This is a genomic window from Streptomyces tatrensis, assembly GCF_049310065.1.
Taxonomy (GTDB): domain Bacteria; phylum Actinomycetota; class Actinomycetes; order Streptomycetales; family Streptomycetaceae; genus Streptomyces.
The window spans coordinates 3,853,630-3,872,485 of the sequence record NZ_JBMDLB010000011.1; the positions used below are offsets into that span (position 1 = coordinate 3,853,630).

Annotated in this window: 16 protein-coding genes; 4 read left to right on the plus strand and 12 right to left on the minus strand. The window is 70.9% G+C overall.

The window, feature by feature from the left end; genetic code table 11:
- Positions 1 to 129: 129 nt before the first annotated feature.
- The 3 genes from ACODT5_RS33160 to ACODT5_RS33170 all read right to left on the minus strand — a co-directional run bounded on the left by ACODT5_RS33160 (position 130) and on the right by ACODT5_RS33170 (position 3,122).
- Entirely contained in the window at positions 130 to 1,176 is a 1,047-nt protein-coding gene (locus ACODT5_RS33160; protein WP_422522791.1) for a tyrosine-type recombinase/integrase, read from the minus strand.
- Positions 1,148 to 1,648 carry a hypothetical protein gene (locus ACODT5_RS33165; RefSeq protein WP_422522792.1) on the minus strand — a complete coding sequence of 167 codons (501 nt, stop codon included), beginning with the start codon at positions 1,646 to 1,648 and terminating at the stop codon, positions 1,148 to 1,150. Before ACODT5_RS33165 ends, ACODT5_RS33160 begins: the two co-directional genes overlap by 29 nt.
- Before the next feature lie 301 nt (positions 1,649 to 1,949).
- On the minus strand, positions 1,950 to 3,122 hold the full coding sequence (locus ACODT5_RS33170) for an acyl-CoA dehydrogenase family protein (protein WP_422522793.1): 1,173 nt from the start codon (positions 3,120 to 3,122) through the stop codon (positions 1,950 to 1,952).
- Between the two features lie 251 nt (positions 3,123 to 3,373).
- Here ACODT5_RS33170 and ACODT5_RS33175 point away from each other — a divergent pair, with 251 nt between their 5' ends.
- Positions 3,374 to 4,726, plus strand: coding sequence for a UDP-glucose dehydrogenase family protein (locus ACODT5_RS33175; protein WP_422522794.1), 1,353 nt, complete (start codon positions 3,374 to 3,376; stop codon positions 4,724 to 4,726).
- 155 nt (positions 4,727 to 4,881) lie between these two features.
- Entirely contained in the window at positions 4,882 to 6,174 is a 1,293-nt protein-coding gene (locus tag ACODT5_RS33180) for a glycosyltransferase 87 family protein (RefSeq protein ID WP_422522795.1), read from the plus strand.
- 7 nt (positions 6,175 to 6,181) lie between these two features.
- On the opposite strand, the gene ACODT5_RS33185 is transcribed toward ACODT5_RS33180, so the two are convergent.
- From ACODT5_RS33185 to ACODT5_RS33200, 4 genes are all read right to left on the minus strand, one after another.
- Positions 6,182 to 7,258 (minus strand): membrane dipeptidase, encoded by a 1,077-nt coding sequence (locus ACODT5_RS33185; RefSeq protein ID WP_422522796.1) that lies wholly within the window; start codon positions 7,256 to 7,258, stop codon positions 6,182 to 6,184.
- Between the two features lie 180 nt (positions 7,259 to 7,438).
- Positions 7,439 to 8,662: a dipeptidase gene (locus ACODT5_RS33190; protein WP_422522797.1), complete on the minus strand. Its 1,224-nt coding sequence runs from the start codon at positions 8,660 to 8,662 to the stop codon at positions 7,439 to 7,441.
- Complete coding sequence (gene purE, locus ACODT5_RS33195) at positions 8,659 to 9,195, minus strand: 5-(carboxyamino)imidazole ribonucleotide mutase (RefSeq protein WP_422522798.1); 537 nt, start codon at positions 9,193 to 9,195, stop codon at positions 8,659 to 8,661. Before purE ends, ACODT5_RS33190 begins: the two co-directional genes overlap by 4 nt.
- The gene (locus ACODT5_RS33200; protein ID WP_422522799.1) at positions 9,192 to 10,331 is read right to left on the minus strand and encodes a 5-(carboxyamino)imidazole ribonucleotide synthase; all 1,140 of its coding nucleotides are present in this window, start codon (positions 10,329 to 10,331) and stop codon (positions 9,192 to 9,194) included. The genes purE and ACODT5_RS33200 overlap by 4 nt, the downstream gene beginning before the upstream one ends.
- Before the next feature lie 210 nt (positions 10,332 to 10,541).
- Here ACODT5_RS33200 and ACODT5_RS33205 point away from each other — a divergent pair, with 210 nt between their 5' ends.
- Positions 10,542 to 11,093, plus strand: coding sequence for a GtrA family protein (locus tag ACODT5_RS33205; RefSeq protein WP_422522800.1), 552 nt, complete (start codon positions 10,542 to 10,544; stop codon positions 11,091 to 11,093).
- Positions 11,094 to 11,154: 61 nt separating this feature from the next.
- Here ACODT5_RS33205 and ACODT5_RS33210 read toward each other — a convergent pair whose 3' ends face one another.
- On the minus strand, positions 11,155 to 12,420 hold the full coding sequence (locus ACODT5_RS33210) for an ATP-binding protein (RefSeq protein ID WP_422522801.1): 1,266 nt from the start codon (positions 12,418 to 12,420) through the stop codon (positions 11,155 to 11,157).
- A 69-nt stretch (positions 12,421 to 12,489) separates the two neighbouring features.
- Positions 12,490 to 13,167, minus strand: coding sequence for a response regulator transcription factor (locus ACODT5_RS33215; RefSeq protein WP_385381998.1), 678 nt, complete (start codon positions 13,165 to 13,167; stop codon positions 12,490 to 12,492).
- A gap of 487 nt (positions 13,168 to 13,654) precedes the next feature.
- Between ACODT5_RS33215 and ACODT5_RS33220 the strand changes: the two genes are divergently transcribed.
- Complete coding sequence (locus ACODT5_RS33220; RefSeq protein WP_422522802.1) at positions 13,655 to 15,151, plus strand: peptide MFS transporter; 1,497 nt, start codon at positions 13,655 to 13,657, stop codon at positions 15,149 to 15,151.
- 101 nt (positions 15,152 to 15,252) lie between these two features.
- Here the strand turns inward: ACODT5_RS33220 and ACODT5_RS33225 are convergent, their stop codons facing one another.
- The 3 genes from ACODT5_RS33225 to ACODT5_RS33235 are packed head-to-tail and all read right to left on the minus strand — an operon-like array spanning position 15,253 to position 18,856.
- The gene (locus tag ACODT5_RS33225) at positions 15,253 to 16,572 is read right to left on the minus strand and encodes a hypothetical protein (RefSeq protein ID WP_422522803.1); all 1,320 of its coding nucleotides are present in this window, start codon (positions 16,570 to 16,572) and stop codon (positions 15,253 to 15,255) included.
- Positions 16,569 to 17,834, minus strand: a complete 1,266-nt coding sequence (locus tag ACODT5_RS33230) for a hypothetical protein (protein WP_422522804.1) — start codon at positions 17,832 to 17,834, stop codon at positions 16,569 to 16,571. The genes ACODT5_RS33225 and ACODT5_RS33230 overlap by 4 nt, the downstream gene beginning before the upstream one ends.
- Positions 17,831 to 18,856: a COG1470 family protein gene (locus ACODT5_RS33235; RefSeq protein WP_422522805.1), complete on the minus strand. Its 1,026-nt coding sequence runs from the start codon at positions 18,854 to 18,856 to the stop codon at positions 17,831 to 17,833. Before ACODT5_RS33235 ends, ACODT5_RS33230 begins: the two co-directional genes overlap by 4 nt.

An 18,856-nucleotide genomic window follows, 5' to 3' on the forward strand; every position in this document is an offset into this window, starting at 1 on the left:
TGCGCCTATGGGGCGCGGTCTTCGTCCTCATTCGACCTGTGGTCCCACTGTGGTCCCAGCCGGCCTCAAGCAGGTCGAGTGCGTCCGGCGGCCTCGGCAGGTCCGGCGCGCACTCGTACATGGGGGCGTTCACGCGACCGCTTCACCGAGCCCGGGCTCCCCCTCCTCCGCCTGTGGTTGCACGGGAGCCAGAGCGGCGTCGATCGCCCGTCGCGCGCGATCCGGGGCGTCAGGCATGAGGTGGGCGTAGTACTCCTCCGTGACCCTGACCGATGAATGGCCGAGCCATCCGGACACCTCCGTGATCGGTACGCCTTGAGCCAGGAGCGACGAGGCGTAGAAGTGCCTGAGGTTGTGGGATTGGAAGTACGCCATCTCCGCGCCGGACAGGGAGGGCATCCAGACCTTCTGATACCAGTACTCCGGGTACAGAAAGCCGGTTCGAGTGATGTTGCTGAACAGCAGTCCGTCCGGCCCCCACGTGCCGTACTGCTTGAGGTGCCGCCGCAGCGCCAGTGCAACGGCATCGGGCAAAGGCACGTCGCGCCCGTGGTCGTCCTCGTCACGCCACTTGACGTGGCGCAGCTGCTGCCCACCGCACTTACCCGACCCGGTGTCACGGTCGCCCGCCACCTGCCGGTCGATAGTGATCATCTTGGCCTTGAAGTCGATACGGTCTCGGCTGATCCCCATGGCCTCACCAAGCCGGAAGCCGCAGCCCGCCATGAGCCAGATCATCCCGCGATAGCGAGCGGGGGCCGAACCAATGATGGTGTGTACGTCTTCAACCTTCGGTACGAAGACGTCGGCCTTTCGAGCACGCTGCGCCTTGGCGCGGCTCCCCGGCAGCTGGGCAGTTCTGCAGGGGTTCCGGCCGATCAGTTCGTTCTCAACGGCCCACGTGAACACCGACCTGAGGATGTTCAGGCGGAACTGGAGTGTGGACGCCTTGTAGTGACAGGTCTCGATCATCCAGTCGACCCATTCCTGGATGTTCGCCGGCCTGATGGCCGCCATGGACTGAGAGCCGAAGAACGGAACGATGCTCCGGTTCAGGATCGTCCGGTACTGCTTCACACTGCTGTTCTCGACGCCTCGCGTCGTCGCCCATCGTTCGAAGACCGAGGCGAGCGGTTCGCTGCTGTTTTCAGCTCGGTTGATCCACGCCCTTGCCACTTTGCTCCTCCAGAAGCCGCCGGGACTTCTCGGTGAGCCGATCGGCAGGCTTGCCTGTCGGTCCGTCCAAGAAACCCATGGCACGCGCACGGCGGATGCGGCCACTGATCGTGTTCCGACTCATCCCCCACCCGTCGGCAAGACGGGCGATAGGGCTGCGGAATCCCTGCTCAACCAGACGGAGATACTCCCGGGCCATCAGGGCGTACTCAAGGTCGGTCTCGACTCGTTCGAGCACGACTCCTGAACCGCCGGGACTCACCGCGGAGCCGAGCTGCGCTCGGATCTGCTTGAGCTGCTTACGGATCTCCCCCATGGGGAGTTTGCGCAGCAGCTCCGCGGTGATGCCATCCGTCTCGACGACCGCATCGACGTCACGGGCGGTGACTTCCAGACTGGTCGGGCCGTCCCACGGCGCCCCAAGGTCGCTGACAACAGCGACGCCCCACCCCTGCAAGTCCATCTCGAACACGAGCCGTCCTCGGTCGAGCCTCCACCCATCGGGCCATTCGCTGTCCGGTCGTCTCTCCGCCATGCCTGGAACCTAGCCCACGAGACATGCCAGCCGCCGTGTACCAGGCCTCTCCTGGTACGACACAGAAGACAGCACCCAACACCCGACTGCTGCCAGGTGTTATGTCTGTCTAATTCAAGGCATCGCCCTTACGGGCCGACAAAGGCCCCGAAGCGGACTGACAGGCCGACAGGCCGAAAACAGCAGAGGCACCCCGGAGGGTGCCTCTGACCAGCACTTACAGCCGACTCTTCACACGCTACGGAAGATTGCGGGCCATGACGATCCGCTGGATTTGGTTCGTTCCTTCGTAAATCTGGGTAATTTTCGCATCGCGCATCATGCGCTCCACCGGGTAGTCACGGGTGTAGCCGTAACCGCCGAGGAGCTGGACCGCGTCCGTGGTGACCTCCATGGCCACGTCGGAGGCGAAGCACTTGGCCGCGGCGCCGAAGAAGGTGAGGTCCTCGTGCGGGCCGCCGCCGGAGACGCGCTCCGAGCGGGCCGCCGCCGAGTAGGTCAGCTGGCGGGCGGCCTCGATCTTCATGGCCATGTCCGCGAGCATGAACTGCACGCCCTGGAAGTCGCCGATCGGCTTGCCGAACTGCTTGCGCTCCTGGACGTAGCCCTTGGCGTAGTCCAGGGCGCCCTGGGCGATGCCCAGCGCCTGGGCGGCGATGGTGATGCGGGTGTGGTCGAGGGTCTTCATCGCGGTGGCGAATCCGGTGCCCTCGGCGCCGATCATGCGGTCGGCGGGGATGCGGACGTTGTCGAGGTAGACCTCGCGCGTCGGGGAGCCCTTGATGCCGAGCTTCTTCTCCGGGGCACCGAAGGAGACGCCCTCGTCGGACTTCTCGACGACGAAGGCCGAGATGCCCTTCGAGCGCTTCTCCGGGTCGGTGACGGCCATGACCGTGTAGTACTCGGAGACGCCCGCGTTGGTGATCCAGCGCTTGACGCCGTTGAGCACCCAGAAGTCCCCGTCGCGCACGGCGCGGGTCTTCATGCCCGCGGCGTCCGAGCCCGCGTCGGGCTCGGAGAGGGCGTACGAGAACATCGCGTCGCCCTTGGCCAGCGGGCCGAGGTACTTGGCCTTGAGCTCCTCGGATCCGGAGAGGATCACCGGGAGCGAGCCGAGCTTGTTGACCGCCGGGATGAGGGAGGAGGACGCGCAGACGCGGGCCACCTCCTCGATCACGATCACGGTGGCGAGGGCGTCGGCGCCCGCGCCGCCGTAGGTCTCGGGCACGTGGACGGCGTGCAGGTCGCTGGCGACGAGGGCGTCCAGGGCCTCCTGCGGAAAGCGGGACTCCTCGTCGACCGCGGCGGCGAAGGGCATGATCTTCGCCTCGGCGAGCGCGCGGACGGACTCGCGGAGCATGTCGTGCTCCTCGGCCGGGCGGTACAGGTCGAAGTCGGCAGAACCCGCCAAGATCTCTCACTCCCCAGGTGGTGCGTGGTGTTAACTACCGTTAAGTAGCCCAAGCTTAGTGTCCGGCCGCCGACCGCGACACGGCCGTCGCACGTGAGTTGCGTGACAGCGGGGCCGCCGCGGGCTCCGGGCAGACCTCGACGGGGCGGCCGCGGGGTGGCGGCCCGTCGGCGGACTCCGGAATGCATCCCCGGTCACCGGCCCGACTATGCTCGGTTGCCGCGAACGGCCCCGCACCTCCAGGAGCACTCATGGCCCCCCTCAAGATCACTGTGATCGGCACCGGATACCTCGGCGCAACGCACGCCGCGGCGATGGCCGAGCTCGGGTTCGAGGTGCTCGGACTGGACGTGGTGCCGGAGAAGATCGCCCTGCTGGCCTCCGGCCGCGTCCCCATGTACGAACCCGGGCTGGAGGAACTGCTGGCCGCGCACGTGGCCGGACTGCCGGGCTCCACGGGCCGGCTGCGCTTCACCACCTCCTGGGAGGAGGTCGGCGCCTTCGGCGACGTCCACTTCGTCTGCGTGAACACCCCGCAGAAGCACGGCGAGTACGCCTGCGACATGAGCTACGTCGACTCCGCCGTGGAATCGCTCGCCCCGCACCTGACCCGGCCCGCCCTGGTCGTCGGCAAGTCCACCGTGCCCGTCGGCTCCGCCGAGCGCCTCGCCGCGAAGCTGACCGCGCTCGCCCCGGCCGGCGAGGAGATCGAGCTCGCCTGGAACCCGGAGTTCCTGCGCGAGGGCTTCGCCGTCCAGGACACCCTGCACCCCGACCGGATCGTCATCGGGATCGACGGCGAACGCGGCGAACGCGCCGAGAAGGTCCTGCGGGAGGTCTACGCGACCCCCATGGGCGAGGGCACCCCGCTGGTCATCACCGACTTCCCCACCGCCGAACTCGTCAAGACCGCCGCCAACTCCTTCCTCGCCACGAAGATCTCCTTCATCAACGCCATGGCCGAGGTCTGCGAGGCCGCCGGCGGCGACGTGGTGAAGCTGGCCGAGGCCATCGGCCACGACGAGCGCATCGGCAAGAAGTTCCTGCGCGCCGGCATCGGTTTCGGCGGGGGCTGCCTGCCCAAGGACATCCGCGCCTTCATGGCGAGGGCCGGCGAGCTCGGCGCCGACCAGGCCCTGACCTTCCTGCGCGAGGTCGACTCCATCAACATGCGCCGCCGCGGCCACATGGTCGAGCTGGCCCGCGACGCCGTCGGCGGTTCCTTCCTCGGCAAGCGCGTCGCCGTCCTGGGCGCCACCTTCAAGCCGGACTCCGACGACGTCCGCGACTCCCCCGCGCTGAACGTGGCCGGCCAGATCCACCTCCAGGGCGGCCAGGTCACCGTCTACGACCCCAAGGGCATGGACAACGCCCGCCGCGTCTTCCCCACCCTCGGGTACGCCGACACCGCCCTGGACGCCGCCCGCGGCGCCGAGGTCGTCCTGCACCTCACCGAATGGCGGGAGTTCCGCGACCTGGACCCCGCCGCCCTCGGCGAGGTCGTCACCGACCGGCTCGTCCTCGACGGCCGCAACGCCCTGGACCCCGAACGGTGGCGCGCCGCCGGCTGGACGTACCGCGCGATGGGCCGCCCCCGCGCCTGACGGGCCACCCCGCCCGACCGGCACGAACCGCGGCCGACGGCCGGCGGCGGCCCTTGATCCGCTTCGTTGCGGAATACACGGTTTCACATCTCGTCACCGGATCGTTGGCGAGAGCCACCGGGGCCGTGCACCGCGGATCGCTAGACTCACGGCCGATGACCAGTACGAGCAGGACCATCGACTCCGCACTCCGGGGGCGCGCCGGCCGCCTGGCCATGGCGGGCTTCTGGCTGGCCACCCGGACCCTGATGGTGGTCCTCCTGGTGGTGAACCTGCACGGCACCTCCTCGGTGCGCGTGGAGATCACCCAGACCTACAACAACTGGTACGACGTCCTCGTCACGGGGACCATGCCGCACGGCGACGTCATGTGGCAGTACCCGCCGGCCGCGGCGGCGATCTTCCTGTCGCCCGACCTGCTCCCCTTCCTCAGCTACTTCCAGGCCTTCGTCGCGCTGACCGTGATCTGCGACGCGCTGATCACCATCGGCCTGGTCCGCGCCGCCCGCCGCTCCGACGGCAGCCTGGCCGGCGCCGTGCTGTGGCTGACCACGCTGCCGCTGCTGCTGTCGCTGCCCTTCGGCCGCTACGACCTCCAGGTCACCCTGCTCGCCGTCGGCTCGCTGCTGTGCCTGCGCTTCCGCCGCAAGCTCGGCGGCGTCCTCGCCGGAGTCGGCGCCCTGGTCAAGGTCTGGCCGCTGCTCACGCTGATCGGCACCCCGCGCGGCCGCACCACCCGCGACGCCGTCCTGTCGGCCGTGGCGGCCGGGGCCGTACTGCTCGCCGTGCTCGCGCTGTTCTTCCGCGACACCCTCGGCTTCCTGGGCAACCAGGGCAACCGCGGCATCCAGGTCGAGTCCCTCGGCGGCTCCGCCCTGATGCTCGGCAAGCTCGTCGGCGCCTGGTCCGGGAAGATCGAGGTCCGCTACGGCGCCTACGAGTACCTCGGCCCGTACGTCTCCAGCGTCGCCCTGCTCTCCGTCGGCCTGACGGTCGTCGGGTTCGCCTGGCTGCTGCTGTGGCGGGTGAAGGCCCGGCGCTGGACGACCGCGACCCCGCTGGACGCCGCACTGTGCGCCATCCTCGTCTTCACCATCACCAGCCGCGTGCTCAGCCCGCAGTACCTGATCTGGCTGGTCGGCCTCGCGGCCGTCTGCCTGACCTGCAAGCACACCACGCAGCGCCCGGTGGCCTGGCTGATCGTGGCCTCGACCGCGCTCAGCACGGTGATCTACCCGCTGACCTACGGCTCGGAGATCCTCCCGGGCACCGTCTTCGGCACGTTCCTCCTCGTGCTCCGCAACGGCCTGCTGGCCTGGGCCGCCGTCTGGTCCTGCCTGCTCCTGTGGCGGGCGAGCGTGAGCCCCGTCCCCGGGAACGGGAACGGCGCCGGGACCGTGCCGGCCCCGGCGCCCAAGGCCGGCTCCGAAGTGCCGGCGCGCGTCTAGCTCCCGTTCAAGGCGCCCTGCGGTGCTGTGCCGCGCGGCCCGTGAACTCCGCGTCGCGCACCACCCGCTGGACGTTCCCCCAGGTCAGCAGCGCCAAGTCGGTCTCCGGCCAGCCCCGCTCCAGCAGTTCCGCGATCAGCCGCGGATAGCCCGAGGGGTCCGTCAGGCCCGCGGGCCGCGCGACGCCGGGCTCGGCGCCGAAGCCGGCTCCCAGGCCCACGCAGTGGGGGCCCGCGACGGCTCGTACGTGCTCCACGTGGTCCGCGACCGCGTGCAGGGAGTCCCCCGTGAGCGCGGTGTCGAAGCTGACCATCGCCAGGCCGTTCGCCGCGCGCAGCGCGAGCAGCACCTCGTCCGTCACGTTGTCCGGGTGCGGGTTGAGGGCGGCCGCCCCGGTGTGCGAGATGATCACCGGCGCCTTGGAGGCCGCGGCGAGCTGGCAGGCGGGCGCGGGCGGGCAGCCCGTGAGGTCCAGCAGCATCGCCAGCCGGTTCATCTCCTTGACCACCTCGTGGCCGAAGGCGGTCAGTCCCTCCATCGCCCAGGGCGCCCCGGCCGGCGCGAGGATCCGTACGCCCAGCGCGTGGAACGCGCGCAGCGTGCCCAGCGAGTCCGTCAGGGTGCGGCCGGGAACGGGGCCGAGGAAGGAGGCGATGCGGCCCCGGTTGCGGGCGTCCGCCAGGTCGTCTGCGGTCAGCGCCAGGCAGAGGCTGTCGGGGTAACGGCGCATCAGGGCCAGGGCCCCGTCGATCTGTTCGAGGGTGTCGGACACCACCTGGTCGGTGGCGGCGGCCTCGCGCGGCGTGAGCAGGGACCAGAACTGGGCCCCCACTCCCCCGGCGCGCAGCCGCGGGATGTCGGTGTCGATGCCCGCGTCCGAGGTGTCGATGTCGTGGTGGGGACTTGTCCGAAGGGTCCAGACGAGGGTGTTGCAGCCATCCGCGACGGGATGGACGCAAAGCAGTGCGGCGGCCCGGTCCAGGGCGCCCGGGAGCAATGTGCCGGTGGGATCCTCGGCTCCTAGGGAGCCGGGGCCCACGGGGGTCACCGGGTTCGTGTGCGGTTCGTCCTGCAGGTCGGCCATGGCGTGCGCTCCGGTCTCGGCGGCTGTGTCCCTAAGAAAAGCAGCGGGAGAGAAGCAGGGAAGATGTTGCCACCGTGACATGTGGGACGCCGGAGGCGCCCGGCGGATGTGGCGTTCGGGTGTAACCGGCAGGTGTTCGCTGGTCACAGCCCGTACGCCGGATCCGCCGGGCGGGGCCGGTCAGGAAGCCGCGGGCTGCGGGAGCACCGCGTTGGACGGGCCCCGGGAGGCCGACTGCTCGCGCGCCACCGCTTCGGCGTCGCGCAGCGTCCGTACCGCGTTCGACCAGGTCAGCTTGGCCAGGTCGGCCTTGGACCAGCGGCGTGCCAGCAGCTCGGCGACCAGGTTGGGGTACCCGGCCACGTCGTCCAGCCCGGCCGGGGTGAAGGCGGTGCCGTCGTAGTCCCCGCCGATGCCGATGTGGTCGACCCCGGCCACCTCGCGCATGTGGTCGAGGTGGTCGGCGACCGTGGCGGCCGTGGCCACCGGGCGCGGGCGCGCCTCCTCGAAGGCCCGGTGCAGGGCCATCGCCGCCGGGGTGGTGTCGAGGTGGTGGTGGCCGTGCGCGCGCAGGTTCTCGTCGGCGGCCAGGGTCCACTCGACGGCCGCCGGCAGGATGAACTTGGGCACGAAGGTGGCCATCGCGACCCCGCCGTTGGCCGGCAGCAGCGCCAGCACGTCGTCGGGGATGTTGCGCACGTGGTCACAGACCGCCCGCGCCGAGGAGTGCGAGAACACCACCGGCGCGGCCGTGACCGCGAGCGCGTCGCGCATCGTGGTCGCGGCGACGTGCGAGAGGTCGACGAGCATGCCGATCCGGTTCATCTCGCGGACGACCTCGCGGCCGAAATCGCTGAGGCCCCCGTGCCGGGGCTCGTCGGTCGCCGAATCCGCCCAGTCGATGGTGTCGTTGTGCGTGAGCGTCATGTACCGCACGCCGAGCTGGTGCAGGGCGCGCAGGGTGGCGAGCGAGTTGTTGATGGAGTGCCCGCCCTCGGCTCCCATCAGCGAGGCGATCCGGCCCTCGGCGCGCGCCGCCTCCATGTCGTCGGCCGTCAGGGCCCGCACCAGATCGCGCGGGTAACGGTCGATCAGCTGGGCGACGACGTCGATCTGCTCCAGGGTGGCGCTGACCGCGTCGTCCCCCGCGTAGTCGGAGCGCACGTAGACCGACCAGAACTGCGCGCCGACCCCGCCGGCGCGCAGCCGGGGGATGTCGGTGTGCAGGTGACCCTTCTGGTCGCGGCCGATGTCGCGCCGGTCCAGGTCGTAGCGCACGGTCTCGCGCAGGGCCCAGGGCAGGTCGTTGTGCCCGTCGACGACCGGGTGCTCGGCGAGCAGTTCGCGCGCGGCGTCCAGGTGCCGGGCGGCGCCCGTCCCGCCCGCCGTGCCCGCCGCGCTCACTTGCCGAATCCGAAGGAGTCCTGGCCGGCGACCTTGCTGCGCAGCCGCTTGCCCTTCTCCGTCGCCTGGTCGTTGAGCTCCTGCAGGAAGTCGTTCATCCGGGCCCGCAGCTCCGGGTCGTGCGCGGCCAGCATCCGTACGGCGAGCAGCCCGGCGTTGCGGGCACCGGCGATCGAGACGGTGGCGACGGGGATCCCGGCCGGCATCTGGACGATCGACATCAGCGAGTCCATGCCGTCCAGGTACTTCAGCGGGACGGGCACGCCGATGACCGGCAGCGGGGTGACGGAGGCGAGCATGCCGGGCAGGTGGGCGGCGCCGCCCGCGCCCGCGATGATCGCCTTCAGGCCGCGCCCGTCGGCCTGCTCCCCGTACGCGATCATCTCGCGCGGCATCCGGTGGGCGGAGACCACGTCCACCTCGTAGGGGATCTCGAACTCGTCGAGTGCCTGGGCGGCCGCCTCCATGACGGGCCAGTCGGAGTCCGAGCCCATGACGATGCCGATGACGGGAGCTGCTGCGGGGGTGCTCATTCGGTGATCGTTCCTCTGAGGTAGCCGGCTGCGTGACGTGCGCGCTCCAGCACATCGTCCAGATCGTCGCCGTAGGTGTTGACGTGGCCGACCTTGCGGCCCTGTTTCACGTCCTTGCCGTACATGTGGATCTTCAGCTGGGGGTCGTGGGCCATGCAGTGCAGGTACGCCGCGTACATGTCGGGGTAGTCCCCGCCGAGCACGTTCGCCATGACCGTCCAGCGGGCGCGGGGGCGCGGGTCGCCGAGGGGGAGGTCCAGGACGGCCCGTACGTGGTTGGCGAACTGGGAGGTGATGGCACCGTCCTGCGTCCAGTGGCCGCTGTTGTGCGGGCGCATCGCCAGTTCGTTGACCAGGATCCGGCCGTCGGTGGTCTCGAACAGCTCCACGGCCAGGTGGCCGGTCACGTCGAGTTCCTTGGCGATGCGCAGGGCCAGGGCCTGGGCCTCGCCGGCCAGGGCCTCCGAGAGGTTCGGGGCGGGGGCGATGACCGTGTCGCAGACGCCGTCCACCTGGACGGACTCCACGACGGGGTAGGACACGGCCTGGCCGTGCGGGGAGCGGACGATGTTGGCCGCGAGCTCGCGGACGTAGTCCACCTTCTCCTCGGCCAGGACCGGGACGCCCGCCTTGAACGGGGCCTCGGCGTCCGCCTGCGTACGGACGAACCACACGCCCTTTCCGTCGTACCCGCCGCGCACCGTCTTGAGGATGACGGGGAACCCGCCGACCTCTTCGGCGAAGGCCGCCGCGTCCGCCGGATCGCTCACGATCCGGTGGCGGGGGCTGGGCGCGCCGATCTCGTCGAGCTTGGCGCGCATCACCCCCTTGTCCGCGGCGTGCACCAGCGCGTCGGGCCCCGGGCGGACGGCGATGCCGTCGGCTTCCAGGGCCCGCAGGTGCGCGATGGGCACGTGCTCGTGGTCGAAGGTGATCACGTCACAGCCGCGCGCGAAGGCGCGCAGGGTCTCCAGATCGCGATAGTCGCCGATGACGACGTCGCTCACGACCTGGGCCGCCGAGTCCTGTGGGGTGTCACTGAGGATCTTGAATCTGATGCCGAGGGGGATACCCGCCTCGTGGGTCATGCGGGCGAGCTGTCCGCCGCCGACCATGCCGACTACCGGGAACGTCACTCCTCCAGGGTATCCGGCGGTATTCCGCCATCCGGACGCGCATCGGGGTGGCGGTGGCCGGTACCCGGTGCCCGCGGGTGGCGGGTGTGCCGTGTGTCGCACGGTGTCCGAAGGCGCAGACGTACCGATGGGGCGACACTTAGCATGGGCGCGCGCAGTAAAACGTGTGACGCCTCATACGGGGGCCTCGAAGACAGGACTGAGCCTCATATGAGCAAGCCGGAGAGCGGATCCGTCCTCGACCGCGTGCGCGGGCTCGCACGTGAGATCGCCAGGTTCGGGGCCGTCGGCGGGCTGGGAGTCCTGGTCAACCTGGGCGTCTTCAACCTGATCAGGCAGGTCACCGACCTCCAGGTGGTGCGCGCGAGCGTGATAGCCACCCTGGTCGCCATCGTCACGAACTACCTGGGCTTCCGCTACTTCGCCTACCGGGACCGGGCTGACCGGACCGGAGCGGGCCGCACCCGTGAGCTCGGGCTGTTCCTCGCGTTCAGCGCGATCGGGCTCGTGATCGAGAACGGCATCCTGTTCACGGCCACCTACGGCTTCCACTGGGACGGGCCGCTCGCCTCGAACTTCTTCAAGTTCACCGGCATCGGCATCGCCACCGTGTTCCGCTTCTGGTCCTACCGGACCTGGGTCTTCAAGGCCCTGCCCACGCCGGCCGCGGCCTCCCTGGTCGTCGAGCAGCGTGACGGCCAGGCCCCGGCGGAGGCGCCGCAGGCCTCGGCGGCGCGGACCCCGGAAACCGCCGCGAACTGAGTACCCGCCCCGCGCCAGTGGTCGCGGGTCACGGTCGCCGCAGCTGTCGCCGTCGCCGCCGTCAGCGGACCGTCTGCTCCGGGTCGGAGCGCTCCGGCGCGGTCCGGCTGAGGAACAGGGCGAACACCGGCGGCCGGGTCTGCAGCAGCTCCAGGCGGCCGCCGTCGGCCTCCGCGAGGTCCCGGGCCACGGCGAGGCCGATGCCGGTGGAGTTGCGGCCGCTGATGGCCCGCTCGAAGATCCGGTTGCCGAGGTCCGGCGGTACGCCCGGCCCCTCGTCCGTGACCTCCAGTACGGCCTGGTTGCCAATCACACGGGTCCGCAGGGCCACGGTGCCGCCGCCGTGCATGAGGGAGTTCTCCACCAGGGTCGCCAGGACCTGCGAGACGGCGCCCGGGGTGCCCACGGCGCGGATGCCGGTCTTCCCGGAGCGGACGACGGCCCGGCCGGCGCTGCGGTAGGCGGGGCGCCACTCCTCCAGCTGCTGTTTGACGACCTCGTCCAGGTCGAAGGGGACGGCCGAGCCCGTGCGCGGGTCCCTGGAGTTCGTCAGGAGCCGCTGGACCACGTCCGTGAGCCGCTCCACCTGGGTGAGGGCGATCGTCGCCTCCTCCCGTACGGTCTCCAGGTCGTCGGTGACGGTGATCTCCTCGAGCCGCATCGACAGGGCGGTCAGCGGGGTGCGCAACTGGTGCGAGGCGTCCGCGGCCAGGCGCCGCTCGGCGGTGAGCATGCGGCCGATCCGCTCGGCGCTGGAGTCCAGTACGTCCGCGACCCGGTCCAGCTCGGGGACCCCGTAGCGCTTGTGGCGGGGACGCGGGTCGCCCGAGCCCAGGCGCTCGGCCGTCTCGGCGAGGTCCGTCAGCGGGGAGGCCAGCCGGTTGGCCTGGCGTACGGCGAGCAGGACGGCCGCCACGACGGCGAGCAGGGCGACGGCGCCGACCACGGCCAGGGTCCGGCCGACCTCGCGGGTGACGGTGGAGCGCGGCTCCTCGACGACCACGGTCTCGCCCTGCTCCCCGAGGGCGGTGCCCCGGATGACGCTCTCGGTGATGCGCGTGCCGATCTCGATCGGCTCCCGGCCGGGGATCGTGATCCGGGCGTACCGGCCGGAGTCGAGCTGTTCGGCCAGGGCGCCGGGGTCGACCTGCTGCTTCTCCAGGACGTCGCTCTCGACGATGCCCACCAGCCGCAGCGCCTCGGACTCGATGCGGTCCTGGGCGCTGCTGGTGATGGTGCGGGTCTCGACGATGACGAGGGAGACCCCGAAGACGGCGATGACGACGAGCACCACGGCGAGCGTGGAGTTGATCAGGCGGCGGCGCATGGCTCCGAGGATGCCCTAGTTGTGCGGTCCGGCGTGATCCGGGCCGGTCCGGTGGGGTCCGGGGCGGTTTCAGCTCTTCTCGAAGCGGAAGCCGACTCCACGGACGGTGGCGATGTAGCGGGGGTTGGCCGCGTCGTCGCCGAGCTTCTTGCGCAGCCAGGAGATGTGCATGTCGAGGGTCTTGGTGGAGGACCACCAGGTGGTGTCCCAGACCTCGCGCATCAGCTGGTCGCGGGTGACGACCCGGCCGGCGTCGCGGACGAGGACCCGCAGCAGGTCGAACTCCTTCGCCGTGAGCTGGAGCTCCTCCTCGCCCATCCAGGCGCGGTGCGATTCGACGTCGATGCGCACCCCGTGGGTGGCGGGGGCCTGGGCGGACTCGGTGGCGCCGCGCCGCAGCAGGGCCCGGACGCGGGCGAGCAGCTCGGCGAGCCGGAAGGGTTTGGTCACGTAGTCGTCGGCGCCGGCGTCCAGGCCCACGACCGTGTCGACCTCGTCGGCGCGGGCGGTCAGGACCAGGATCGGGAAACCGTGGCCCTCGGCGCGCAGCCTGCGGGCGACCTCCAGACCGTCCATGCCCGGCAGACCCAGGTCCAGCACGACGAGGTCGATGCCGCCCTGCAGTCCCGCGTCCAGGGCGGTGGGGCCGTCCTCCCGGACCTCGACCTCGTACCCTTCCCGGCGCAGGGCGCGGGCCAGGGGTTCCGAGATGGATGCGTCGTCCTCGGCGAGCAGTACACGCGTCATGTGGGTGATGGTAGTCCGCGGCGGGGGAAAGAAGAGGCCCGCGTACAGAGCCCTGTCTATCTGTGCTTATGAACTACTAACCGCCTTCGAATATGCTCCATTGGTTCCACCGCGACCTGTGATCCATATCTCAAGTACTTTCATATCCGGCACTGTCGTGTCGTATGGTGTCGAGACGCCTGATGCACTACCTCCATGAGACTTTCGAGCCAAACACAGCCGAAGGTCTCTATTTCTGTCCTGATCGGACGGGAAGTCTCGATAGGACTCACCCGTCCGGGCTCGATGACAGTGAATGACCTATGGGCCGGGCCCGCCGCGCGATGGTGCGCGAGCGGGCGTGGATCCCGGTTACGGATGTTCCCTTCGCCCCCACAGGGGCGAGACCCCCGGGCGTGGGGTGGGGGATCCGACGCCGGTACCGGCTAATCGTCCGGGCGCTGTTCCGCTCACGAAGCGAAGCGTCCCGAGCAAGCAAGGATCGACCATGGCTTCCAGCCTGACGAAGGACTCGGCCGGTAACGCCACCGAGAAGACCTTCCTCGGCCACCCCAGCGGCCTCGCCTTCCTCTTCATGACGGAGATGTGGGAGCGCTACAGCTTCTACGGCATGCGCGCGCTGCTCGTGCTGTTCCTGGCCACCAACGTGGCCGACGGCGGCCTCGGGATGAACGACGCGACCGCGGTCGCGATCTACTCCGTCTACAACGCGATGGTCTACCTCCTCGCCCTCCCGGGCGGCTGGCTCGGTGACCGCGTGTGGGGTGCCCGCAAGGCCGTGGCCGTTGCCGGTGTCGTGATCATGACGGGTCACTTCCTGCTGGCGGTGCCCTCGACCATCTCGTTCTTCATCGGCCTGGCGCTCATCGCCGCCGGTTCCGGTGTCCTGAAGGCCAACATCTCCACGATGGTCGGCCAGCTGTACACCGACAAGAACGACCCCCGCCGTGACGGCGGCTTCACGATCTTCTACATGGGCATCAACCTCGGTGCCTTCGTCGCGCCGCTGACCATCGGCTACGTCGGCCAGGAGATCAACTGGCACCTCGGCTTCGCCATGGCCGGTGTCGGCATGGCCCTGGGCCTCGCCTTCTACTTCTTCGGCTTCCGCCACCTGAACCCGGTCTCGAACCAGGTTCCGAGCCCGCTGAGCGCCGCCGAGAAGTCCTCCGTCCTCAAGAAGGGCCTGATCTGGCTCGGCGTCGCCGCCGCCGCCTACGCGATCATCGGCCTGGCCGGCATCTTCACGATCAACTACGCGCTGTGGCCGCTGACCATCGCCGGTCTGGTCCTCCCCGCCTGGGCGATCCTGCGCATCAAGCGCGACAAGGACCTCTCGGGTGTCGAGCGCTCGCGCATGTCGGCGTACGTCTGGTTCTTCGCCGCCGCCGCGATCTTCTGGGCGATCTACGACCAGACCGGCTCCACGCTGGCCCTGTTCGCGAAGGACAGCACGGACAGCACGCTGTTCGGCTTCAACTTCCCGGAGAGCTGGTTCCAGTCGCTCAACCCGCTGTTCGTGATGGCGCTCGCGCCCCTCTTCGCGATGCTGTGGGTGGCGCTGGCCCGTCGCTCCAAGGAGCCCACCACCCTCGCGAAGTTCTCCTTCGCGCTGGTCATGATCGGCGTCTCCTTCGGCGTCATGATGATCGCCCAGGGCCTGGCCACCGGTGACACGAAGGTCAGCCCGATGTGGCTGGTCGGCGTCTACTTCATCCAGACCGTCGGCGAGCTCACCCTCTCCCCCGTCGGCCTGTCGCTGACCACCAAGCTGGCACCGCAGAAGTACGCCTCCCAGATGATGGGTGTCTTCTTCCTCGCGGTCACCGCCGGTGACTCCACGATCGCGCTGCTCCAGCTGCTCGGCGCCCCGACGGACACCCAGGGCTGGTTCGCCACCCAGGGCGTGCTCGCGGTCCTCGCCGGTATCGCGATCTACATGTACCGCAAGAAGGTCCAGCCGCTCATGGGTGGCGTGCACTGACGCACGCCCCGACAGGGCGAACGGCCCGGCACACCGGAAGGTGTGCCGGGCCGTTCTGTTTTCTGCGGGCTGCTTCAGCGGGCGTGCCGCTACCGCTTTCGCTACCGCTGGCCGCGCAGGCGGCGCCACGGGGTGAAGGTGAAGACGGCCGCGCCGAGCAGGATGACCGTGCCGGCGACCAGGGCCAGGGCCTTGATGCCGCCGTCGTCCGAGGCGCCGGTCTGGGCGAGGCCGCCCGGGGTGCCGGAGGCGCTGCCCGAGGTGCCGGAGGTGCCCGAGGTGCCGGAGCCGCCGGGCTGGGCGGCGGTGTCCAGCGTGAGCGACACCGCGCTGGCCGTCGCGGCGCAGGGCACCACGATCGGGGCGGCGCCCGGGGCCATGACCACGTTGATGGTCAGCTTGTCCGGGGTCAGCGTGGTCTTGCCGGTCTTGCCGGGCTTGTAGGTGCCCTTCATCTCACTGAGGCTGACCGGGGAGCCGCCCTTGATCGCCTCGGGGTTGCCCGGGCCGCTGACCTTGACGATGCCGCTGTCGGCGCCGCCGAGCTTGATGTCCATCGCGGGCTGGAGCGCTCCCGCCGGAAGGTCCGCGGGGCTGTTCATCACGCCCTTGGCGGTCGTGGCGGTCAGGTCGTAGTTGCCGCCGTTCTTCTTCGCGTTGATCGTCACCTTGCCCTTCAGGGGGCCGCCGGGGATGAAGGCCCCGCAGTCGAAGGTGACGTCGACGGTCTGGCCCGGGAAGTCGGTCTGCCCCCCGCCGGACTGGGACGGGGAGGGCGCGGGACTGCTCGGCGGGGCGCTCGTCGGCGGCTGACTGCTCGGCGGGGCGCTCGTGGGCGGCTGGCTGCTGGGCGGCGGGCTCGTCGGCGGCTTGCTGCTCGGCGGCGGGCTCGTCGGGGGCTGGGTGGGGCCCCCGACCTTCACGTCCAGCTCCAGGGACGGCGCCGGGCTGTTGCCCGGGGTGCAGGTGGAGGTGGTCCCCATCGCCTTGATCAGCAGTACGCCGGCCGTGAAGGTGACCTTGCCGGACTTCTTGGGCGTGTACGTGCCCGAGAGGTCGCTGATCTTGATCGGCGTGTTGGCCGGGATGGGTTCGGGGTTGGCCGGGCCGGTGACGTCGACCGCCCCGGTCTCGGCGCCGCCCAGGACGATCTTGGCGCTCGGGGTCATCGCGCCCGCGCCGAGCTCGATGGGGCTGGAGGAGACGCCCTTCTGGAAGGACATCGTCAGCTTGTAGCCGCTGCCCTCCTTCACGGCCTTGATGTCGATCGGCGAGACCGCCGACTTGTCCCCGATGGGGGTCTTGCAGTCGTACTTGACGTCGACCACGACCGCCTGGGCGGGTGTGGCCCCCATGGCGATGCCCGCGCCGCCGAGCAGCAGCGCGACCGCGGCCGCGCTCGCCCTCCGTTGGGTTTTCACTGAAGTCCCTTCGTCGTCGGACTGTTCTCAGACGGTGCGGACGTCTGTGGTGCAGGTGCTTCTGATTCCCGTGGTGCCTGTGCTTCCTGTGGTGCCTGCGGTTCCTTCGCTGACGCGGAGGGATCCGGTGTCCCCGGCGCGCTGTCCGGGGTGAACCACGGCAGTACCGCCGTGGTGGTCTGTGGGGGGTCCGCCGCCTGGGCGGAGCGGTCCGGGCCGGAACCGCGCAGCGGTCCCCGTACGGGGCCCCGCGCGGGTCCCCGTACCGCCGGGATCCTCGGCAGCCGTGCGGTCACCGCCGCCGCCGGGTCTGGCTGCGGCCGGTGGCCGCGGTGGCGGCCGCTCACCGGGAGGCCCGCGCGCGGGCGGACCTTGTCGACGACGGCCATGCCGATCCGGAAGACCGCGGCCGGGATCACCAGGAGGAGCAGGCCCCAGAACAGCAGCACCCCGTACGGGCGTGCCACGCCCCAGGGCTGTGTGGCCAGGACCGTCTCCCCGTACTTGAGGGAGAGCGTGTAGTCCCCGTGGGCGCCGGCGGTCAGGGTGGCGTCGAGGGAGACCTCCGCCTTGCCCCCGGGCGGGATGGTGCCCTTCCAGCGGACCTCTTCCCAGGTCGGTGCGAACACCCCGTGGGCGGTGCCGAGCTGGAAGACCGGGTCCTTGACCGCGGCGGAGCCGAGATTGCCCACGGTGACCGTGAACTTCCGGCCGGGCGGGGCCCCGAACCAGGTCAGCACCCCGTCCTCGCCCTTGAGCTGGACCCCGGTGAGCAGGGCGAGCCGGGCCGTGCCGCCCTCGGCGGGCAGGTCGGCCACCGGGTGGTCGGTGATCTTCAGCGGGGCCCCGACGGTGGACTGGTCCCCGTTGACGGAGGTCACGTTGACCACGCAGGGGCAGGGCTTGGGCGGGGCGACCACCGGGAGCTGCGCGGAGAAGTGCCCGTCGTCGGCGACCGAGACGGCCACGCCGTCGGCGTTGGCGCAGCTGTTGGTGCCGCCGATCATGTTCTGCCCGCAGACCAGCAGCATCACCATGGTCTTGGGCCGCCAGCCGGTTCCGGTGACGGCTATCTCCGTGCCCTTGGCGGCCTCCTTGAGGGAGAGGGCCACCGCGGGTTTGGCCCCGTCGTCCGCGGCGGCCGGGGCTGCCGCGAACAGCGCCAGCGCGCACGCCACCAGCCCCGCCGCCAGCCCCGCGCAACCCGCCGCGATCAGGGCCCTGATCGTGCCGCCGTGTCTCCCACCGGCCTTGGCGCTCACCTGGGTGCTCCCGTCAACTCGTGTTCCGGCGCTGGGGCTTCTTCGGGTACGGCGCTCCCGTGCGGCGCGGGCGCGGGCCCGTCGCCGGACCGGGTCCGCCGCTTGCGTTCGAGGAGCAGGGCGGTCGCCGCGACGGCGCCGAGGCCCAGCAGCCCGAGGCCGGTCGTGCCCGCGATCCCCCAGGGCACGAACCAGGCCGAGGTGCTCCCCGTGGCGCGGGCGCCGCCGGGGGCCGTGACGGTCAGGGTCAGGGCGACCCGGTCGAACACGGGCGCGCCGGGCCAGGGTTCGGTCAGTTCCACGCGCTGGCCGGGCAGCACCTCGACCGGCAGGGTGCGGGCGCTGCGGCCCGCGACCTTGCCGAGGGTCCCCTCGGCGCTGATGACGAGTTCGGGGGCGAGGGCCACGTTGCCGCGGTTGACCAGGGTGTACGCGACGCGCGCGGTCGCGCCCTTGCCGCGTACGGAGACGTCCTCGACCGTGAGCGCCGCCAGCGCCGGGCCGCCGACGCGCAGGTGGACCCGTACGCCCACCTCGCGGCCGGCCTCGGTGGCGACGACGGCCGCCGGGTGGTCGCCGGGCGGGGAGCCGGGCGGCACGGTGACGGTGAAGGGGACCACGGCGCGGGTGTGCGCCGGGACCTTGACCGTGGCGCCCGCGCCGAAGCTGATCCACCGGCCCGCGCCGGTGGACTCCGTCGCCGAGCGTACCGCGAAGGCGCCTGCCGCCGTGTTGTAGGCGTCGGCGCCGCGCAGGGTGATGGTGCGCTCCTGGTCGCTGGTATTGGCCAGGGCGAGGCGGTCCTCCAGGACCGTGCCGGAGGGACCCGAAAGGTAGAAGTACGGGCGGGCCCCGGCCCTCGCCGCCGCCGGCGCGCTCCCAGCGACGGGCTCGGCGGTCCAGCCGGGCCCGTCGGCGGCGACCGGGGCCGCCGCCGCGCAGGAGAGCACGGCGGCGGCCACGGCGGCGACGGTGGCGCGGAGCAGCCCGCCGGACCTTCGGGGCGAGTGGAGCACGGGCAT

Bases quoted from the DNA above. Each gene is read 5' to 3' on its own strand.
- ACODT5_RS33175 (WP_422522794.1), top strand. From the start codon at position 3,374: ATGGCCCCCCTCAAGATCACTGTGATCGGCACCGGATACCTCGGCGCA.
- ACODT5_RS33180 (WP_422522795.1), top strand. From the start codon at position 4,882: ATGACCAGTACGAGCAGGACCATCGACTCCGCACTCCGGGGGCGCGCC.
- ACODT5_RS33185 (WP_422522796.1), bottom strand. From the start codon at position 7,258: ATGGCCGACCTGCAGGACGAACCGCACACGAACCCGGTGACCCCCGTG.
- purE (WP_422522798.1), bottom strand. From the start codon at position 9,195: ATGAGCACCCCCGCAGCAGCTCCCGTCATCGGCATCGTCATGGGCTCG.
- ACODT5_RS33205 (WP_422522800.1), top strand. From the start codon at position 10,542: ATGAGCAAGCCGGAGAGCGGATCCGTCCTCGACCGCGTGCGCGGGCTC.
- ACODT5_RS33210 (WP_422522801.1), bottom strand. From the start codon at position 12,420: ATGCGCCGCCGCCTGATCAACTCCACGCTCGCCGTGGTGCTCGTCGTC.
- ACODT5_RS33215 (WP_385381998.1), bottom strand. From the start codon at position 13,167: ATGACGCGTGTACTGCTCGCCGAGGACGACGCATCCATCTCGGAACCC.
- ACODT5_RS33220 (WP_422522802.1), top strand. From the start codon at position 13,655: ATGGCTTCCAGCCTGACGAAGGACTCGGCCGGTAACGCCACCGAGAAG.
- ACODT5_RS33235 (WP_422522805.1), bottom strand. From the start codon at position 18,856: ATGCCCGTGCTCCACTCGCCCCGAAGGTCCGGCGGGCTGCTCCGCGCC.